The sequence below is a fragment of the Marinoscillum sp. genome (assembly GCF_040222955.1).
Taxonomy (GTDB): domain Bacteria; phylum Bacteroidota; class Bacteroidia; order Cytophagales; family Cyclobacteriaceae; genus Marinoscillum.
The window spans coordinates 213987-234517 of sequence record NZ_JAVKCA010000021.1 but is presented as its reverse complement, the minus strand read 5'-3'; the positions used below and the strand labels follow the sequence as shown (position 1 = coordinate 234517).

Genomic DNA, 20531 nt, shown 5'->3' with positions numbered 1-20531 from the left:
AGGCGGATAGACTTTCAGGTCTATCAAAGGCAGCTCCAAGGGAGCTGCCTTTTCAAGAATTCACCGCTGGTTAAAGCTCACTTCTTTGGAAGTGGGCTTTTTTTGGATTAGTTCAATGAAGGAGCAATGGTGAGGTTGGCGAGATTCACATGAAAGTCAAAGTCGCACAGTCCCTGGAGATCCATTCCCATTTCGTAGATCTCAGTGTTATATTTCTCGGCCATCCAGTTGATGGTAATGTGTTTGCCCTGCGCTGCAGCAGCGTTGAGCATCTTGATGGCCTGAAAGAGGAATCGGGTGGTAAAGGCATTGAATATCTTGTATTCAAAGTTGATCGTAATGCCTTCGTTGGCAGCCAGGTGATCCTCTATTTCTTCAAGTATCACGCTGTAGCAGATTCTCAGTTCTGGCTTAAGTGACCAGCCTTTAATGATCAGTAAACTCCTATTTTCAAGAAAGTTGATGCTGAGTGGCCCGTCTACCTTGAGGTTTCTGTTTTCTATTTCGTGGAGCAATGGATAGTGTAGTGAGTAAGCGTTCATGGTTCTTTGTTTTTAGCTGTGTGAGTAGTAAAGGTTCTTATGAAAATTTGCCGATTTTAATGGTAACACCTGCCTGCAGTGTAGGCCTAAGCATTCGGGTGCCCATCCCCATTGTTAACTTCACCGGTGGAATAGGATTAAAGTAGCCGAGGAGTGAAGGTGTAATGGCGAAGTTTTCACCGTTGGTCACGCCTGTACGGACGTTAAGGTCAAAACCTATGAAGTCATAATGCTTCAGGGGAAGGTTGAGGTACATGCCAGTGAATTTCTTTTCGTAAAATCTGTAAGGCAATTCCTGGTTGTCAAGGAATTTGTTTGGTTCCTGATGAAATGCACCTACCTCTACTTTGCAAGGAAAAACATATCCGACGGCTGTGCCCAGTTTAATGCCTACCTGAGTTTGCTCTATGTAGGATTTGGCTGTGATGCCCTGAGCATGGGATAACTGTGCCAGGAGAATGATAATAGTGAGTGTAAAGAATTTTTTCATGTGAGTACGTTTTGAGTTCTTAATAATGATGTAAAGTTGGGACGATTCACACCGCTGTGTTAGAGTGAGTCACTGAATGTGATTTTTGGGTTATTCACACAACCGAATGCGTGTTTCGCGCAGGATGGTTTACCTATAGTGGAGTGAGGTAGGCGAAATAGCGGGTTGTATCTAAAGAATAGTGCCTTGGAGAGTGATAGGCAATAGAAGGTAGGGGCTACCGGGCAGTCACGCCTGGGGATGGGGCTTCATATAAAAAGGCAGCCCGGGAGCTGCCTTTTCAAATCACCGCTGATTAGGGCCCCGTTTCCAGGACACTATTTTTAGTTAGTTGAATGAGGGGAAGATGGTATGATGCTCCAGACTTACCCGAAAGTCAAAGTCGCACAGACCCTGTAAGTCCATTCCCATCTCATAGAGCTCTATGTTATTTTCTTTGGTGATCCAGTTGATGGCAACGTGCTTGCCCTGAGCGGCAGCAGTATTCAGGTTCTTGATGGCTTTGAAGAGAAACTGTGTGGTCCAGGTGTTGAATACTTCATAGCCCAGGTTGATGGTGATGCCTTCCCGGGTAGCCAGATGCTCCTGGATTTCTTCAAGAAGCACTGAATACACTATCTGAAGTTCTGGTGTCACGGACCATCCTTTGATGCTCAGGAAATTTTTCTTTTCAAGGAAGTTGATGCTTAATAACTTCTGATTGTCAGTGGTTGATGAAATGTTGGCTGGGGTGAGTTGTGCGAGTGTGTTCATGGCGTTTGCAGTGAGTGATGTAATGGTTCTTAATTGATATAAAATGCGGTTATTTTAATTTTCCCAGTTTGATGGATACCGCCGCTTGTAGCGTAGGCCGAAACATCCTGGTGCCTACTCCCAGCCCCAATTTGATGGCGTTGACAGGACTGTAAGATCCGAGCAGTGAAGGAGTAATGGCAAAGTTTTGACCATTGACTGCTCCGGTACGGACGTTCAGGTCGAAGGTTAGTTTGCTATAGTGTTTCAGTGGCAGGTTGATGTACATGCCTGTAAATTCTTTTTCATAAAATCGTTCAGTGATTTCCTGAGCATTCATGAAGTCCGCAGTTTTCTGATAGAAACCACCTACTTCCACTTTGCATGGGAATGTATAGCCAATGGCAGTGCCAAGTTTGTTACCGATTTTGGTTTGTTCCATGTAGGACCTGGCAGTGATGCCTTGCGAATAGATAGCTTGTGCGAGTAACAGTGCGATAGAGAATGTAAATAGTTTTTTCATTACGGTGACGTTTTTGATTACTTGATGATAAAGCAAAGTTGCGGTGATCCGCCTCCCTGTGTAAGAGTGAGTCACTGATTGTGATTTTTAGGTCTTATACACAACCGGGTGTGTGTTTCGCGTAAGATGGTTTACCTATACTGTTTTGATTATTTCGCAGGATTGTCGGGAGGAGCTAAAAAACATATGATTTCCTCGACGGGAAATCATATGATCGCACAGATATGAATGTTATTGAATACGTCAGCACGCAGAGCGCTTAGTCCAGGAGCGAGGAAAGGGTAGGATCTGGGAGTGACAGGTTAAAACTGAAATGACAAAGTGCTTTCAGTTCCGCCCCCAGTTGAATGAGATGGTCATCGTGTTGATTGATGATCCAATGGATGTTAATACGTTTTCCAAGGGTATGAAATTGGTTGAGGGTTTGGACTGTTTCATACAGAAACCGTGTGGTGACAGAATGCAATAGTTCGTAGGAGAAGTAGATGGTGAGCCCTTCTTTTAAGGAGAGGTGCCGTTCTATTCTTTCACGGGTAGACTGATAGCAGATGTTGAGTTCGGGTGTAATGGACCACCCTTTGATAATAAGCAGATTGTGGTTTTCTACAAATTTGATCTTGAGCAGTTTCTCATCTTTTTGGCACTTTTCATCTTCTTTGTACTCGGGGTTGGTAGGGCCTTTCATGTTTTTTGCTGGTTAAGTTTATATGATTTTTTGGGTGGTGAAATGATGGAGCCGCTCAGTAGAGCTTGTTAAGCCTGATAGCTAAGGAAGCTTGTAACGTAGGACGAAACATTCTCGCACCTACGCCTACACCCATTTTGATGGCTTTGACCGGGTTGTATGATCCAAGCAGGGAAGGAGTGATTGCAAAATTTTGACCATTGACCACCCCGGTTCGTACGTTCAGGTCAAAGTTGATTTTCCGGTAATATTTGAGTGGCAGGTTCAGGTACATTCCCGTGAATTCTTTTTCATAGAACCTTTCGGTGATCTCCTGAGCGTTCATGAATTCCGCATTTTTTTGATAGAATCCACCTACCTCTACCTTACAGGGGAAGATGTAGCCTACGGCAGTTCCTAACTTGTTACCAATGGCGGTTTTTTCCACATATGACCGTGCAGTGAGGTCCTGGGCACTTAGGGTGTGGGTGAAGAGAATTGTGAGCGCGATTACGGTTAGCTTTTTCATTTTCTGTTGAGTTGGTTCTTAATGATGAAACAAAGCTCAGAAAATCAAGCGTCCCTGGTTAGAGCGTGTCACGCAAAGAAATCTTTGGGTTATTTACGCAATAATCTGCGTGTTTCTCGCAGGTCTAAATAGTATATAGCGGTCAATTTGAAGGAGCACATATTATGAAGGATACCCCGTGCGGGAAGTATTGTTAAACGATGTTTCGCTCTACGGCGTACATCACCAGGCCCGCCACATTTTTGCACCCCGTTTTTTCCAGGAGATTTCGCTTGTGTGACTCCACAGTCCGTGTGCTGATGAAGAGTTTGTCGGCGATTTCCTGGTTGGTATATTCATTGACGATCAGCAGGAGGATCTCCCGCTCTCGTTCTGAAAGAGGTACATCGATGGTAAGCCTTTGCTTGGGGGCTTTGCGGGCGATGCTGTTCACTATGGTCTTATACACCGCGTCAGCGTAGTAGTCTTCACCCTTCATGATCTTATTGAGGGCTTCACGCATTTCCGCTTTAGACGTGTTTTTCAATACGTATCCGGAGGCGCCCAGTGCAATCATCTTGTTGATATAGCTGGCTTCATTGATCATGGAAAGCACGAGTACTTTCAAATCTTTGTGATTTTGGCGGACACTTTCCATCAGCTCTATGCCATTCATTTCCGGCATATTGATGTCAGTTAGCAAAATATCCACTTTTTCAGATTTGAGGATTTCCAGTGCTTCGAGCCCATTCTGGGCCTCATAACATATTTCATAATCGGGATCATCCTTAAAGTAGAACTTTATGGCGTCACGGATCATGTCATGGTCATCTACGAGAAGTATGGTTGTTTTCATTATACGTTATTTGATAGGCAGTTTTATGTCAATGAAGGTTCCCTCATTGATTTTTGAATCTATATGGATCAGTCCGTTACATTTTTTTACTCTTTGCTCCATGTTGCGCAGGCCATTTCCCCTTACTCCTTTGTTCATATCGAAACCCTTGCCATTGTCCCTGATTTTGAGTGTGATCACACTCTGGGCCTGCGCCAGGTCGATCTCTATTTTTTTGGCCGCACTGTGTTTTTGAATGTTATTGATGGCTTCCTGGACGATGCGGAAGGTCTGTGTGCTAACAAACTCAGAGATCGTGCTTTCATCCAGGGAGTAGTGGAGGTCAAATTCAATCGAGAGCGGGATTTGATCCTGAAGCTGCCTGAGCGAATTTTCAAGACCGAGCTGTTTGATTCCACTCAGCGACAGTGTGTTGGAGAGTGACCTGATTTCCGTAAGGGAACTGTTGATCATATTGGCCACTTTGGTCAGCTCAGTATCTTCAGGGTACTTGGTGACCAGGCCGTCCAGAAAGAGTGCCGAGGCACTCATTTTCTGACCTAGATTATCATGCAGCTCCTTCGAGATGTTGCTTCTTTCCTGCTCCTGTATATTGAGGAGGGCCATGTCGTTCTCATAGTCGGAGGTGGTGTCTACAATGGTGCCATAGAAGATGTTATCATCACCGCCGCTATAGTCCGGACTGATGGTGGTGCGGCCGTACCTTATTTGCTTGGAGCCGTTGGGGATGTACCGGTGGTCAATGGTCACAGTCACTTTCTTATCCAGTACCTTGTCTATTTCATCATTAAAGATCTTATGGTCATCTTTATAGATGAGGCCCAGAAACTTCATCAGCGAGATCCTGTTGATATTGCCGGATATGCCCATCATCTTCACAAAATGTGGCGAGCAGTTGAGAATATCCACTTCAGCGTCGTACTGAAAACTTCCTGAATAGGTGAGCTGCTCTGCCTGATTAAGGATGTACTGGTTTTTGGCGTTTTTCTCCTCGAGCATTTTGCGCTCCGTGATGTCTCTGGATGAGCCGACCACACCGGTCACCACATCTCCGTCCATCACGGGGTATTTCACCACTTCCAGAATTCGTCCTACGCCATCTATCCCCATGAAGGAAATTTCGTAGGTAGCTGAACGCTTATTTTTGTGAACGTATTCGTCGGTTTCGTCAGCTTTACGGGCTATATCATGATCGAAGAGATCCCCGTCTTTCATCCCGAGAATTGCTTTTTCAGTGAAGCCAAAAAAACGGGAGAAGGCTTTGTTGACTTTCAGATAGGCGCCGTTGTTATCCTTCAGGAAGACCATGTCCTCAAAGCTGTGAAAGAGGGAGTCGAGAATCAGGTTTTTATTAATGAGCTCCTTTTGAAAGTTTCGACGCTCATCATCGATCATTTTATTTCTGAAAGCCCTTTCGATAATGATGGGTAGTTTCCTCACATTTTTCTTAAGTAGGAAATCACTTGCCCCGTAATGAAGCAAAGAGACCGCCTGCTCTTCACCCACTGTGCCTGAAATCACCACAAAAGGAATCGACTGATCTTTTTCCCGCAGCATTTTCAGGGCGTCGGTACCCGTGAAACCCTGTAGATTGTAATCGGAAATGATAATGTCGTAGGGCAATTCCAGCGCTTTTTGAAACTGTGCCTTGTTTTCGGCGCGATCCAGTGTGAAGTCCAGGCTACTTTTGTCAAGCGAGAGCTTGAGCAACTCAAAGTCACTGATATTATCTTCTAAATAAAGGATCTTCATGCCAACTGATTTTCTTAGTGAGTACATTAGTCCGGTGTCTGGTTGACGAGAAGCCAATAAAGGCTTACGTTTTTGGTGACTTCTATAAATTCTTTATAGTTGATGGGTTTGGTAACAAAACTATTCGCTCCCAGTTCATAGCAGGTTTTGAGGTCTATGGGCTCTTTGGAAGAGGACATGACTACTACCGGTATTGTTTTCAGCTCCTGGTCAGACTTGATTCTTCTGAGCACTTCTATCCCATCCACTTTCGGGAGCTTCAGGTCCAGAAGGATGAGCTTTGGCTTATCGTTTTTTTTGTGGTTTTCAGAGGGTAGCTCACCGAACAGGTATTGAAGGGCAGAGGCCCCATCTTTCAGCCAGACCAGTTCATTCTTCAACTGGAATGAGTTGAGAGACCTCATGGCTAGCTCAGCATCGTCAGGATTATCCTCGATCAGTACTATTGTAATATCCTGGTGTTCATTTTGGCTCATGCGAATGCCTTTGTATTTAAATATAGCTGATAATCATTGACTTCTCTTTGGAAGAGATACATAAAAGGTAGCTCCGTCCCCAATTTTACTTTCTGCCCAAATCTTTCCCTGGTGGCGGCTTACTATTTTTTGACAGATGGCCAGTCCTATACCAGTTCCTTCAAATTCCTGCTCTGAATGCAGCCGTTGGAAAATTTCAAACAATTTGTCGTGATAGGCCATGTCAAACCCTGCGCCATTATCGGATAGGATGATTTCATCAGTATTCTGATGGGAAATTTGCCTGATGTGAATTTTGGGAACACTTTCACGGGATGAATATTTGATGGCATTGGAGATCAGGTTTTGAAGCAGCTGTTCCAGTAGCATTCTGTCTCCATAGATTTCGCTTAACCCTTCAGTGGTGATCTGGTAGTGCTCCGGGGGATTTATTTCCCTCAGCACTGAGGCAATTCTATCCCCCAGATCGAGGGACTGAAAATGCACTTCGGATCGGGAGAGTCTGCTGAAACTCAGCAAAGAATCGATCAACTCACCCATGCGCGTACTGTTGTTGGTGATTCTGGTCAGATAGTGTTGTGCGGTCTCCGGAAGTTCGTTCAGATAGTCCTCCATCAGTGCGTTGGAGAAACCATCAATGGCCCTTAATGGAGCCCTCAGGTCATGCGAAATGGAGTAAGCAAAAGCCTCCAGTTCGGTAATCACCTTTTCTAATTGCTCCGTACGATCCTTCACAGTCTGCTCCAGATTGGCGTTGTACGTGGCCAGTTTGATGTTGGCCTCCTTCAGTTCTTGCTTAGCTTTTTCCTGCTGGGAAATGTCCTCAATCATCACAAGACTGTGCCAGTTTTCATCTTTTTGTCCTTCTATCCGGGTCAGGTTCAATTTCAGATAGCAAGTCTTTCCAGCTTTGGAAATAAATCTTTTCTCTATGGCGTATTGGTCAATGTCATTTTTTGTGAGCTGCTCATACAAATCTGAGTCCTTATCCACGTCCTTAGGATGAGTACACTGATCAAGTGTCGTAGTGGCCAACTCTTCCTCTGAGAAGCCCAGGATCTGGCAGAGCCTTGTATTCACCAGAAGTGGCCGGCCGGAATCCTCCACCAGTGCGATACCCAGCGGGGAGTGATCAAAAATACTCCTGAGGTATCTGAGGGTGTTTTTTTTGGCAAGACGAATCAATTCTGTGTTGGAGTATTCCATATTGACCGTTAGCAGTTAATGCTCGTTGCAGGTGAATGAAACGATAATGAAAGAGTTTGATGTAATAAATTACGAAAAATGAACGTGATTATGTCCTATTGAGTTTTTTAATTTATGAGAGTCGGCTGTCCGTTCCAACCACCCTGACTCAGTCTGTTATTCATGGAGGCCCATTTTCAAGAAAGGTGATGACAATGGTGAGAATGATCATGGCCCCAATCAGGAAGTCGATGACCCTGACGGCCGTGGTTTTGTTAAATCGATTCATCGGCGAATGAATTTTTTGGTGATCCATAAATTTAGATCATTGTGTTATCTGTTATAAGGGGGATATACGCATTGTGAAAAATGCGTGATTCACGTAGTGTAGGTACATTGTCTAAACTCATAGGGCAAATCTTTATGACTGAACAGGGTATTTTCGGATTTTCCATGTTGCAAATAGCAACTTATCTGCACTGTGTGTGTTGGAAAGTCGTTGAGTGCAGGAGAATAAGCGTTGAAAATACTGCTTTGGTCTTTGGGTGCAAAATGGAGAGCCGAGCGCCATCCCGATTGTTCATCCTGTGGCGCTGTTAAATAAACTGTCTTGTCTCTCCAGGGGATGAGATTGGAGGCGGAAAGAAATTGAAATTATTATTAATACTTGTTGATTTTCAGTGGGTTATAGCGGATATTACTTGATTTTAGAAAGAATTGACACTTGTGGACCCTAACAATCATGTAACACTCTCCATGAATTATGTAAACCTCTGTTTCCAGCTTTCCGTATATTTGCTTTGTTGAAAAGTATCATTTCCATATCGCTTATCTTCATTCTGCTGCTGGGGAATCTGGGCATCACCTTTGGTACTCACTTCTGTGGTGGGCATGCAGTAATTAGTGAATTCATGCTCGGAGAGAAGCACCTGGATTGTGGAATGGGTATGATGGATATGCCCGAAAAAAAGGAAGAAAAGGAAGAAAAATTCGATTACCCTCAGTTCTCCGAACTTCCATGCTGTGAAAATAACTACGTGTCAGTGGAGGCAGACGAGCTTTTCAAAAAGGAAATCTCCAATGAAGCAGCTCAGTTTTTTGTAGCAGCAACCATCGCAACTATCCTCTATTCTATAGAATTTGAGGAGCCTTTGGATCACCCTATACCAGTAGACACCTCACCCCGATTTGAGAGGCAGGATTACCAGGTTCTGCATCAGGTATTCCAGATATGATTTGATGATTTGATTCATGTTCCCGGCGCTCGTGGAGTGCTGAGGTAGTCATGTTTATTCAGATCAATCAAATCATAGTATGTTAAATCGAATTATAAAATATTTCCTCGAGAACCGTCTGGTGACGGTGCTCTTGCTGATCATGCTGATAGCATGGGGAATGGTTACCTCGCCATTCAATTGGAATACAGGGTTTCTCCCGAAAGACCCTGTTCCTGTAGATGCTATTCCGGATATCGGTGAAAATCAGCAGATTGTATTTACCCAATGGCCGGGACGTTCCCCTCAGGACATTGAAGATCAGATTTCCTACCCTATGACTACCTACTTGCTAGGTATCCCGGGAGTGAAATCGATCCGAAGTTCGTCTATTTTCGGCTTTTCCATGATCAATATCATCTTTGATGAAGCCATCGAATTTTATTGGTCGCGTTCCAGAATTCTTGAAAAGTTAAATTCAATCCCTTCCGGGTTACTTCCGGACGGTGTCCAACCTACATTAGGGCCAGACGCAACGGCCTTGGGTCAGGTGTACTGGTACACAATCGAAGGTCGGGACAGAGAAGGTAACGTGACCGGGGGTTGGGATCTTCACGAAATCAGAACGGTTCAGGATTTTTATGTGAAGTATGGACTGAATGCGGCCGAGGGTGTTTCTGAAGTAGCTTCCATTGGCGGATTCGTGCAGGAATACCAGATTGATGTAAATCCTGACGCCCTCAAGGCCTACAACATTCCATTAATGAAAGTGATGGATGCTGTTCGCAAATCCAATCGCGATGTGGGCGCCAAGACCATAGAGGTCAATCAGGCTGAGTACCTGGTCAGAGGACTTGGCTACATCAAAAGTGTGGAAGACATTGAAAAGGCCGTGGTGGCGGTTCAGGACAATGTCCCTATCCGGATAAAGGATGTGGCTGTTGTTGCTTTAGGGCCAGCAAGCCGAAGAGGAGCTCTGGACAAAGAAGGTGCAGAGGTGGTTGGTGGGGTTGTGGTAGCCCGATATGGCTCTAACCCCTTAGAGGTCATCGATAATGTGAAAGCCAAGATCGCTGAGATTGCTCCCGGCTTACCAAAGAAAACACTTGCCGATGGTACCGAATCTCAACTGACCATAGTCCCCTTCTACGACCGTACCCAGCTGATACATGAGACCATAGGCACACTCGAGACCGCTTTATCGCATGAGGTACTTATCAGCATCATTGTGGTGTTGGTACTACTGCTCAATCTTCGTGCGTCAATTATAATTTCAAGCCTGCTACCGGTTGGGGTGTTGATGACCTTCATAGTGATGCGCTATACCGGCGTGGATGCCAACGTAGTGGCCCTCTCGGGAATAGCCATTGCCATTGGCGTGATGGTGGATGTGGGAATTGTTTTCGTCGAGAACATCATTCGCCATCTGGAAATGCCTGATAATCACGGGGCGACAGGTAAAGGCTTGCTGAAGGTTATTTATGTAGCCACTAAGGAAGTAGCTTCTGCCATCACTACCGCCCTGGCCACTACAGTGGTCAGCTTCGTTCCTGTCTTTGCCATGGAATCGGCAGAAGGAAAGCTTTTCAAACCTTTGGCATTCACGAAGACCTACGCCCTGTTGGGGTCATTTGTGCTGGGATTGGTAGTGCTTCCCACCCTGGCGTATTTCGTTTTCGGCATTCGGTATGATAAAAAGAGTGTAAGAAACATCTGGAATTTCACCTTCATTTCCGGAGGGATTTTGCTTGCCGTTTACACACAAATGTGGCTTCCGGCAGTCTTGTGCCTTGTTGGTGTCAACAACATGCTGGAAAACAGGTGGTCGAGCCGATTCAGGAAATTCCCTGAGTACATCAATATGGCACTGGCATTATTCATTGCCAGTTTCTTTCTGGCTGAAGAATGGATGCCTTTGGGAGCTCAGACCTCACTGATAGTGAACTATCTATTCGTATTGGCACTCATTGGACTCATTTTGGGCGCACTGTTATCTGTCGTTTATTTTTATGAGCCAATACTCAAATGGTGCCTGGTCAACAAAGGCAAGTTTCTATTGCTTCCGCTTTTCACCATTCTGCTAGGTGTGGTCATCTGGATTGGGTTCGATCAATCCTTCAGCTTTTTGGGAAATGGGATAAAGGAGACGAAGACCTGGAAATCTCTCGATAAAACCTTCCCTGGGATAGGATCGGAATTTATGCCTTCATTGAATGAAGGAAGCTTTCTGCTCATGCCAACCTCTATGCCGCATGCCGGGGTAGCGCACAATCGCACCGTGGTAAGTCAGCTGGACATGTTAGTGGCTCAGATACCGGAAGTAGACGTGGTGGTAGGTAAGCTGGGTCGGGTGGAATCAGCACTTGATCCGGCGCCAGTTTCCATGTACGAAAATGTCATCAACTACAAACCGGAATATGTCATTGATGAGGAAGGTCACAGGGTGCGGTTTAAGGTGGATCGATCCGGGAATTATCTGTTAGAAGCCAGGGATGGGAAGTTAGCAGCGAGTGAGGTTGTGGACAGGGACAAGAAGTGGTATTATAATGGCCAGGACACTCTGGAGATCGCTAATGATTTTCTCCTCCTGTCCTCATTGGAGCAAAGACTCATTGAGGACAAAAGCGGCCAATATTATCGCAACTGGAGAGCGCACGTCAAATCACCTGATGACATATGGGATGAGATCGTGCGGGTGACTAAAATTCCGGGGGTCACTTCAGCGCCAAAATTGCAGCCCATTGAAACCCGTTTGGTCATGCTCCAAACCGGGATGCGGGCACCGATGGGTGTCAAAGTGTATGGGGGCGACCTGAAAACCATTCAGGATTTCGGCTTTCAATTGGAAAACATCCTTAAGGAAGTACCATCGGTGAAATCAGAAGCCGTTTTTGCCGATCGAATAGTGGGTAAACCATACCTGCATCTCAACATCAATCGGGATGAAATTGCCCGGTATGGACTTAGCATTGAGGACGTACAGCAGACCATCGAAACAGCTATTGGTGGAATGAAAATCACCTCTACGGTGGAGGGAAGAGAGCGATTCCCAGTCCGGGTGAGGTACCCGAGAGAATTGCGTGACGATCCGGAGGCATTGGGTAACATATTGGTTCCAACGCCTACTGGCGCTCAAATCCCTATGAAGCAATTGGTGGATTTCGAGTATGTGCAGGGACCACAAATGATCCGCAGTGAAGAAACATTCCTGGTGGGTTATGTGCTGTTCGATAAAAGAGCAGGCTTTGCCGAGGTGGACGTGGTGAATGCCGCTCAGCAAGCCATCAGAGATAAAATTGATACCGGCGAACTGATTGTTCCGGCGGGAATCAGCTATAAGTTCTCAGGATCTTATGAGAATCAGGTACGGGCCATTCAGCGCCTCTCGATTGTGATCCCGATTAGTTTACTGGTGATCTTCCTGCTACTCTATTTTCAGTTCAAAACGGTTATCGCATCATCTATTCACTTCTCAGGGGTGTTTGTGGCCTTTGCGGGTGGGTTCATCATGCTTTGGCTGTATGGACAGGACTGGTTTCTGAATTTCTCCATCTCAGATACCAATATGCGAGACCTTTTCCAGATGCACCCGATCAACCTGAGTGTAGCCGTGTGGGTAGGTTTTATTGCGCTATTCGGAATTGCCACAGATGATGGTGTGATCATGGGCACCTACATTCATCAGGTGTTTGAAGAGCGCAAGCCTGGAACCATAGCAGAAGTAAGATCGGCCGTGTTGGAGGCAGGAAAGAAACGTGTGCGTCCGGCCATGATGACTGCTGCCGTGGCGATAATCGCTTTGCTTCCGGTACTTTCTTCCACAGGCAAAGGTTCGGACATCATGGTTCCTATGGCCATCCCGACATTCGGAGGAATGGCGATTCAGATCATGACCATGTTCGTCGTACCAGTGCTACAAGCATTTTGGCGTGAGACAGTGATTACCAATCAAAACAAGAAACTGCAATGAGGAATTTTATTATACCATTTCTGATACTCGCAGTAGCTGCATGTCAGGTAAAGAAAACTCAAGAAGTGGAAGTGAAAGTCACGGGTGCATTAATGGAAATAATGCATCAGGGCAAAATAGGAGCAACCATTGATACCGATACCCTGTCACATGAAAATCTGTTTGGGTTGGGAGCCGCCGAAGCGCTTTCCGGCGAAATTTTGATCCTTAATGGTGTTGTTTATCATGCTTTCGTCTCTGATTCAATTGCCATGGTAAATCGAATGGAAGCAAAAGCCAGCCTTCTGGTCTATGCACATGTTCAGAAGTGGGACACCTTGAAGGTCAGCGAATTTGAAGATGTTTCGGAATTGATCAAAGAAAAACTGCCAGACGGATCGTTTCCTTTCCTATTGATTGGTAGTCCTGCTTCGGTGAAATACCATGTGATCAATTACGATTCCAAGACCACTGATATCTCAAACCATAAAGAAGGCGCGTTCAGGGGGGAGTTCAACAATGAAGCGGTTACGATCCTTGGCTTCTACTCCACAGAGGCAAAGGGCATTTATACTCACCACGATAGTGATGTGCACATGCATGTGATCACTGCGGAAGGATCGATGATGGGCCATGTGGATGAGTTGGAGACTGGAGATGGCGAGTTTAATCTTTTAATTCCTAGGCAGTAGAGCTGGAGGTTAGAGGATTAGAGGTTAGAAGATTAGAGGATAGAAGATTATAAGGATTAAAGAAAATATCGAAATGATAAAGTCATATAAAGATTTAGAAGTTTATAGCCGTTCGTTTAAGCTGGCAATGGACATTTTTTGGATGTCAAAAGACTTTCCGAAGGAGGAAATTTATTCACTCACTTCTCAGATTGTCAGGTCATCCAGATCGGTTAGTTCAAATATTGTTGAGGGATGGGCCAAGCGGAATTATGAGGCAATTTTTAAGCAACACCTGATCACCTCTTTAGGCTCTAATGCCGAAACGGAGAACTGGTTAACGTTTGCATTGAAATGTCAATATATCAGTCAAGAGGCCTTTGATGCCATGGCCAAAGAAATCGATGAGATAGGAAAAATGTTGACCACACTTCATCAAAACTGGAAGAGTCATGGAAAATAGAGAATTAGAGGTTAGATGGTTGGAGGTTGGAGGATTAGAGGCTAGAGGGCTAGAGGTTAGAAGTTGGAAGTTGAAGATTAGAATTTTTTTGATATTTCTAGTCTCTACCTTCTACCTTCTAACATCTACCACCTTAGAAGCACAGACGCTGGAAGAATATCAGCAATATGCGTTGGAAAACAACCCAGCTCTCCAGGCCAAATACAAGGAATTCGAGGCTGCCATGCAGCGCGTGACTCAGGTGAAAGGCCTTCCCGATCCTACACTTTCGATCAGTGCCTTTGGGCGAATGACAGAAACCAGGGTGGGGCCGCAAGTGGCAAGATTTTCACTCTCTCAGATGTTTCCATGGTTCGGGACCTTGAAGGTGCAAGGTGAAGCCACCACGCTCATGGCGGAGGCTGCTTTCGAACGGTTCATTGACGAGCAAAATAAGCTACGGTTTCAGGTCGCCAGGGCTTACTATCCATTGGTGGAGCTGGAGGAGATTTTGTCGATACAGCGCGAGAACCTGGACATCCTGAAATCATGGAAAACGCTGGCCACCTCGAAATATGAGCATGGTAAAACCAGTCTGGCAGATGTTCTTAGAATTGAACTCATGATTCAGGACATGGAAACGGAGATTTTGCTTCTGGAAGAAATGAAGCGGCCATTGGCATCTTCCTTCAATCAGTTGCTTAATCGACCTGATTCAATGGAGGTTCACATTTCTCCCTTTGATGCTGTGAATGTGCCCGTCTATGCTGAAGAGGTAAGCTGGGATGATCACCCACTTTTGAAGGAGCTGACCCTGAAAAAGCAGTCAAACGAAAAGCAGTTTACAATGATCGAAAAGCAGTCCATGCCCAAGCTTGGTGTCGGGTTGGATTACATCATCGTGGCAGAAAGAAGTGATATGAACGTCCCTGGAAATGGACAGGATGCCATTATGCCCATGGTTTCCATTACTCTCCCGGTTTTCCGCAAGAAGTACCAAGCGGCTTTAAGGGAGAATGAACTTCAGACAGAACGAATCGACCTCATGGCTCAAGGCACAAGAAACGATTTGAATGTTTCCTTCGAAAATGTGAAATATGAGGTGAGGCGTGAAATTGAATTGCTGAATCTATATGAGAGACAAATCGAAGAGACGAAGCGAATTCAGTCGCTACTGGTTGTGGAGTTTGGTAATTCAGGAAAGGATTTGGTGGAGCTGCTGCGCATTCAGCTGCAGCTGCTCAACTACCAGAAACAAGAAATCAAGTCAAAAACGAAGCTATTCACTGCCCTTGCCCAAATGGATTACATCCAGGGCCGGGCTCAATAAAATATACCTGCAATGAAAAAGTTACTTCAAAACAAATATGCACTGATAGGCCTTACATTGGTCATTGGTGCGCTCATCGGGTGGGTGCTGAAGCCATCCGCACCTGCGTCAGAAATGAGTGAAAATCACGAGCATGTGGCTGATGAAAACGGTATATGGACTTGCTCCATGCATCCGCAGATTCGCCAAAACGAGCCTGGCTCATGCCCTATCTGTGGCATGGATTTGATTCCCCTTGAGGCTGATATGGGAATGGAAGATCCCTTGGCCATCACCATGTCCCCAACTGCCCTCAAACTGGCCAATGTGGTTACCCAAAAAGTGGCATCAGGTGAAATCACCAGGACGATTCGGTTAAACGGGAAGGTCATGGAAAATGAGAAGCTGGTGTATACGCAGGCATCACACATTCCCGGACGGGTGGAAACACTGAACGTGAATTTCTCCGGGGAGTTTGTTCAAAAAGGTCAGGTGATAGCCGCCATCTACTCGCCGGAGCTGGTCACTGCCCAGCAGGAATTATTCGAGGCTCAAAAGATCAAAGACAGGCAGCCTGAACTCTTTGCTGCAGCCAAAAGGAAGCTTTACAACTGGAAGCTTACAGAGGCACAAATTAACCAGATTTTGGCCAATGGCACACCCTTAGAGACGCTACCTATCCGGTCTGAGCGATCAGGATATGTAAAGGAAAAACTGGTCATGCTTGGAGATTACATCAAGCAGGGAGCCCCTATCTACATGATCGCCGATCTGTCCAATGTGTGGGTGCTGTTTGATGCCTATGAATCAGATATGGCCTGGGTGAGGGAAGGCGCCCCGGTTTCATTTACCATCAGTTCACTTCCGGGTGAAGAATTTACCGGCAATATCACCTACATCGATCCCACCATCGATCCTAAGACCAGGGTATCCAAACTGCGGGTGGAGGTGAACAACCCTGATTACCAACTAAAGCCGGAAATGTTTGCTTCCGGTGTGCTGAGTGTCGCTGGTCAAGCCAGGAAGGAAGGGCTTATCGTCCCTAAAACCGCTGTGATGTGGACTGGTAAAAGATCTGTGGTCTACGTGAAAACAGCGAGCGATCAGGGTATATCCTTCCGAATGCGCATGGTAACACTGGGCCCATCCCTGGGAGATAGCTATGTGGTGAAGGAAGGTTTGGAAGCTGGAGAAGAGATAGTGGTAAATGGCACCTTCAGTGTGGATGCAGCAGCTCAGTTGGCGGGAAAGCCCAGCATGATGAGTCCCCGGATGGCTAATTCGGAGGGTGGCGTGACAAGTCATAACCATGGCGGTGAGACACACATAGCATCCGGTCAGCAAACCGATCATCCTGAAATCAACACCTCAGGTAGAGTATATGATGCCGACAAAACTTTTCAAAACCAGATCAGGTCGGCTTTTGAGAGCTACCTGCCTGTAAAAGACGCACTTGTCGCCTCAGATCCAGCCCAGGCTTCAGTCACTGCCAGCGCATTACTACAATCACTCGAGAAAGTGGACATGAAGCTGGTCAAAGGAGAAGCCCACACCGAATGGATGAAGGACCTGGCCGTCTTAAAATCAGTGACAAGTGCCATTCAGAAAGGAAACAATCTGGAAACCATGCGCATGATGCTTTCTCCGCTGAGTGATCAGCTTTATCACACGATCAGGAAATTCAACGTTGAAACGAGCGGATTCAGACTGTTTTGCCCCATGGTAATGAACAACAAAGGAGCTTTTTGGTTGAGCGGTTCAGATAAAATCGGGAATCCTTACTTTGGGGATGCCATGCTCACCTGTGGGAATGTAGAAGAAAAACTTAAATGATTTAAACCTCATAAACTTTAGAAAAATGAAAACAACACTTTTAACACTCGGATTTGCATTGGCGATTGCCTCATGTAGCTCTGCAAAAAAGGAAGAACAACCAGCTGACAACACCACAGAGATCGCTGCCAAAGGAGAGCAGACAGCTATCAGTGATCAACAGCCGGAAAATGCATTAACACCAGTTCTTGATGCCTATCTGATGGTGAAAGATGCCCTTGTAAATGACCATCAAGAGGGAGCAGCCAACGCCGGAGCAGCACTGGCAGCAGCTTTGGGGAGTCTGGATCTGACGCAATTTGCATCGGACAAGCAAGCTGAATTGGAGGAGATCGTGGAGGTAGCCAAAAATCACGGTGAGCATATCTCTGAAAGTGAAATTTCTGATCAAAGAGCGCATTTTGAAGCCATGAGCAGTGACATAAAAGATCTGGTGACGATCATAGGCACTGATCGAACCCTTTACCATCAGTATTGCCCAATGTACAGCGGAGGCAAAGGTGGTATGTGGCTAAGCGTCAATCAGGAAATTAGAAACCCTCTTTTTGGAGCCAGGATGCTCAAGTGTGGCAAAGTAGAGGATGTGATCAGCCTGTAGAGCGGTCATGAAAAAGGCCATTGTAATTATTTTGATTTTGGGCATGGGGATACAATTCATTCCTGTGCCCAAAAATCAGAGTGATGAAGTACCAAAAACGGGCTTTTTACAAACCATTGAGGCACCTGTTGCCATTCAGAAGATGATAAACGTGTCTTGCTATGATTAAGACGGCTGTACTAACATGAACTCGGGGAATGATATAAGAGAATCTTAAAATTGTGTAACACGAGCGATAATTTATTTGAGATTTTAGCCTACTAAATACAATCAATATGGAACACACATATAAGATCGCAGGAATGACGTGCTCCGGGTGCAAAAACCATGTACATCAGACGTTGAGCAAAGTATCGGGTGTCACTTCCGTTGCTGTTGATTTGGAGCAAGGTGAAGCCATTATTAAAATGGATCATCACGTTCCATTGGATCAACTCAAACAGGCACTGAAAGAAGACGGAGGTCGCTATGACATTCACCTTCCAGGGTCTCACGAGCATCATCACCATCCCATGCCGGAAATAAAAAAGAAGGACACTGGAGGATCTGGCAAATACTATTGTCCAATGCTATGCGAAGGAGATAAGAAATATGACAAACCAGGTGATTGTCCCAAGTGTGGAATGGATTTAGAAAGGGAAGAAAGTTCGAAAACCATTTACACCTGCCCGATGCACCCGGAAGTAGCGCAGGATCATCCGGGCTCATGCCCTAAATGCGGAATGGACTTGGAACCGATAAAAGCTTCTGCTGATGATGGTTCGGAAGAACATCAAGCCTATAAGAAAATGCTGACCAGGTTCTGGATTTCGGTGGCTTTTACTGTACCTGTCTTCTTCATCGCCATGAGTGAGATGATAGGTGTTTCCTTATCCGGAATCGCAAGCGAAAAGACCTGGGGTTGGGTGCAGTTTGCGTTAAGTACACCGGTGATCTTTTACTCTTGTTGGAATTTCTTTGTGAGAGGGTACAAATCCATCATCAATCGCTCGCCAAACATGTGGACACTCATCACACTGGGAGCCGGCGCAGCTTACCTGTTTAGCATTTTTGCCTTGCTGTTTCCTGATATTTTCCCTGATCAGTTTAAATCTGAGGGAGGGGCTGTTCACTTATATTTTGAAGCTGCGGTTGTCATTCTTACCCTAATATTATTGGGTCAATTATTGGAAGCCAAAGCAAGAAGTCAGACCAATTCTGCCATCAAGGAGCTGCTCAACCTTGTGCCACCTGAAGCAACGGTAATTAGAGATGGCGAGGAGATGACGATTCCGTTAGAGCATGTGAAGCTGGATGACATCATTAAGATCAAACCAGGTGAAAAGATCCCTGTGGATGGAGAGATAACCGAAGGAAAAAGCAGCATCGATGAGTCGATGATCACAGGTGAACCTGTTCCGGTTGAGAAAACGGAAGGAGACCATGTGATTGCCGGTACAATCAATGGTACCAGCTCCTTTCAAATAAAAGCACAGAAAGTGGGGAGTGACACGTTGCTGTCACAAATCATCGAGATGGTCAACAAGGCCAGCCGAACGAAAGCACCTATTCAGAATCTGGCTGATAAAGTGTCGAGCTATTTTGTACCCATCGTGGTAACAATTGCCCTCATTTCCTTTGCCGTTTGGGCCGTTTGGGGGCCTGATCCTAAGTTGGTTTATGCCTTTACCAGTGCCGTAACGGTGCTAATCATTGCCTGTCCATGTGCATTAGGCCTGGCTACTCCCATGTCGATCATGGTTGGAACAGGAAAAGGGGCAAAGCAGGGAATTTTGGTAAAGGATGCTAGTGCCATTGAGGAAATGCACAAAGTGACCACACTGGTCATTGATAAAACAGGAACCATCACACAGGGCAAGCCATCACTTCAGGATGTACAGTCCATCAATGAAAAGTATAGTACGGATGCCATTCTGAAAAATGCTGCTTCACTGGAGTCAAGTAGTGAACATCCATTGGCTCATGCCATTGTGGAAGGTGCTGAAAAGAAAGGATTGAAACCTCAGAAGGTAGACGATTTTAACTCCATTACTGGCAAAGGAATTACCGGCAAAGTGGATGGGCTCCAGATAGCCATTGGCAATAAAAAACTCCTGGAGGAATTTGATTTAACACTGGAGCAAGAGCATGATAAAGAGGTGAAGCAACGACAGCTGGAAGGGCAAACGGTCATGTTTGTTGTGATTGATAAGGAAGTGGCTGGGTTCATCAGCGTAGCTGACCCCATCAAAGAATCATCGGCTGATGCTATCAAGGATTTACAAGACCAGGGACTTGAGGTAATTATGCTCACAGGTGACAATAAGCATACAGCCAAAGCGGTTGCAGATAAGCTTGGATTAGATGGATATGAAGCGGACCTCTTGCCGGAAAACAAATACGAGAAAGTCAAAGCGCTCCAGAAAAAGGGGAAAATTGTAGCTATGGCAGGAGATGGAATCAATGATGCCCCGGCACTTGCCCAGGCCAATGTAGGAATTGCCATGGGAACAGGTACTGATGTAGCTATTGAGAGTGCAAGTCTTACGTTGGTTAAAGGGGAGCTGGATGGAATTGTGAGAGCTCGGAAGTTGAGTACAGATGTGATGAGAAACATTAAGCAGAACCTGTTCTTTGCTTTCGTTTACAATATGCTCGGTGTGCCGATTGCCGCAGGAGTACTGTTCCCGGTTTTTGGCCTTTTGTTGAGCCCGATGCTTGCGGCATTGGCCATGAGCCTCAGCTCCGTTTCTGTCATTGGGAATAGTTTGAGGTTGAGGTGATAGGGACTTTCAGGCATTCTAGTTG

General features: G+C 45.6%; 19 protein-coding genes. 9 read left to right on the top strand and 10 right to left on the bottom strand.

Going from position 1 to position 20531, the window contains the following annotated elements:
• Positions 1 to 107: 107 nt before the first annotated feature.
• The 10 genes from RIH33_RS18760 to RIH33_RS18715 form a co-directional block, all read right to left on the bottom strand.
• Positions 108 to 542, bottom strand: coding sequence for a SiaC family regulatory phosphoprotein (locus tag RIH33_RS18760; RefSeq protein WP_406652869.1), 435 nt, complete (start codon positions 540 to 542; stop codon positions 108 to 110).
• A 37-nt stretch (positions 543 to 579) separates the two neighbouring features.
• Positions 580 to 1032: a hypothetical protein gene (locus tag RIH33_RS18755; RefSeq protein ID WP_406652868.1), complete on the bottom strand. Its 453-nt coding sequence runs from the start codon at positions 1030 to 1032 to the stop codon at positions 580 to 582.
• A 327-nt stretch (positions 1033 to 1359) separates the two neighbouring features.
• Positions 1360 to 1785 (bottom strand): SiaC family regulatory phosphoprotein, encoded by a 426-nt coding sequence (locus RIH33_RS18750; protein WP_406658723.1) that lies wholly within the window; start codon positions 1783 to 1785, stop codon positions 1360 to 1362.
• A gap of 49 nt (positions 1786 to 1834) precedes the next feature.
• A complete protein-coding gene (locus RIH33_RS18745) occupies positions 1835 to 2287 on the bottom strand; it encodes a hypothetical protein (protein ID WP_406658722.1) in 453 nt (150 codons plus the stop codon).
• Positions 2288 to 2546: 259 nt separating this feature from the next.
• A complete protein-coding gene (locus tag RIH33_RS18740; RefSeq protein ID WP_406652863.1) occupies positions 2547 to 2972 on the bottom strand; it encodes a SiaC family regulatory phosphoprotein in 426 nt (141 codons plus the stop codon).
• Positions 2973 to 3027: 55 nt separating this feature from the next.
• The gene (locus RIH33_RS18735) at positions 3028 to 3480 is read right to left on the bottom strand and encodes a hypothetical protein (RefSeq protein ID WP_406652862.1); all 453 of its coding nucleotides are present in this window, start codon (positions 3478 to 3480) and stop codon (positions 3028 to 3030) included.
• Between the two features lie 193 nt (positions 3481 to 3673).
• Positions 3674 to 4315, bottom strand: a complete 642-nt coding sequence (locus tag RIH33_RS18730; protein WP_406652860.1) for a response regulator — start codon at positions 4313 to 4315, stop codon at positions 3674 to 3676.
• A gap of 6 nt (positions 4316 to 4321) precedes the next feature.
• The gene (locus RIH33_RS18725) at positions 4322 to 6067 is read right to left on the bottom strand and encodes a PAS domain S-box protein (protein WP_406652859.1); all 1746 of its coding nucleotides are present in this window, start codon (positions 6065 to 6067) and stop codon (positions 4322 to 4324) included.
• Positions 6068 to 6093: 26 nt separating this feature from the next.
• Positions 6094 to 6543: a response regulator gene (locus RIH33_RS18720; RefSeq protein WP_406652857.1), complete on the bottom strand. Its 450-nt coding sequence runs from the start codon at positions 6541 to 6543 to the stop codon at positions 6094 to 6096.
• Positions 6544 to 6576: 33 nt separating this feature from the next.
• Entirely contained in the window at positions 6577 to 7749 is a 1173-nt protein-coding gene (locus RIH33_RS18715) for an ATP-binding protein (RefSeq protein WP_406652855.1), read from the bottom strand.
• A gap of 782 nt (positions 7750 to 8531) precedes the next feature.
• On the opposite strand from RIH33_RS18715, the gene RIH33_RS18710 reads away from it, so the two are divergent.
• The 9 genes from RIH33_RS18710 (at position 8532) to RIH33_RS18670 (ending at position 20506) form a co-directional block, all read left to right on the top strand.
• Entirely contained in the window at positions 8532 to 8963 is a 432-nt protein-coding gene (locus RIH33_RS18710; protein ID WP_406652854.1) for an HYC_CC_PP family protein, read from the top strand.
• A gap of 79 nt (positions 8964 to 9042) precedes the next feature.
• The gene (locus RIH33_RS18705) at positions 9043 to 12912 is read left to right on the top strand and encodes an efflux RND transporter permease subunit (RefSeq protein WP_406652852.1); all 3870 of its coding nucleotides are present in this window, start codon (positions 9043 to 9045) and stop codon (positions 12910 to 12912) included.
• Complete coding sequence (locus tag RIH33_RS18700; protein WP_406652850.1) at positions 12909 to 13583, top strand: acetolactate decarboxylase; 675 nt, start codon at positions 12909 to 12911, stop codon at positions 13581 to 13583. Before RIH33_RS18705 ends, RIH33_RS18700 begins: the two co-directional genes overlap by 4 nt.
• A 73-nt stretch (positions 13584 to 13656) precedes the next feature.
• Positions 13657 to 14025 carry a four helix bundle protein gene (locus RIH33_RS18695; RefSeq protein ID WP_406652848.1) on the top strand — a complete coding sequence of 123 codons (369 nt, stop codon included), beginning with the start codon at positions 13657 to 13659 and terminating at the stop codon, positions 14023 to 14025.
• A gap of 88 nt (positions 14026 to 14113) precedes the next feature.
• Complete coding sequence (locus RIH33_RS18690; RefSeq protein ID WP_406652847.1) at positions 14114 to 15334, top strand: TolC family protein; 1221 nt, start codon at positions 14114 to 14116, stop codon at positions 15332 to 15334.
• A gap of 12 nt (positions 15335 to 15346) precedes the next feature.
• Positions 15347 to 17146: an efflux RND transporter periplasmic adaptor subunit gene (locus RIH33_RS18685; RefSeq protein ID WP_406652845.1), complete on the top strand. Its 1800-nt coding sequence runs from the start codon at positions 15347 to 15349 to the stop codon at positions 17144 to 17146.
• A 25-nt stretch (positions 17147 to 17171) separates the two neighbouring features.
• Positions 17172 to 17744: a DUF3347 domain-containing protein gene (locus tag RIH33_RS18680; protein ID WP_406652844.1), complete on the top strand. Its 573-nt coding sequence runs from the start codon at positions 17172 to 17174 to the stop codon at positions 17742 to 17744.
• 7 nt (positions 17745 to 17751) lie between these two features.
• The gene (locus tag RIH33_RS18675; protein ID WP_406652842.1) at positions 17752 to 17913 is read left to right on the top strand and encodes a hypothetical protein; all 162 of its coding nucleotides are present in this window, start codon (positions 17752 to 17754) and stop codon (positions 17911 to 17913) included.
• A 106-nt stretch (positions 17914 to 18019) separates the two neighbouring features.
• Positions 18020 to 20506 (top strand): heavy metal translocating P-type ATPase, encoded by a 2487-nt coding sequence (locus RIH33_RS18670; RefSeq protein ID WP_406652841.1) that lies wholly within the window; start codon positions 18020 to 18022, stop codon positions 20504 to 20506.
• The last annotated feature ends 25 nt before the right edge of the window (positions 20507 to 20531 follow it).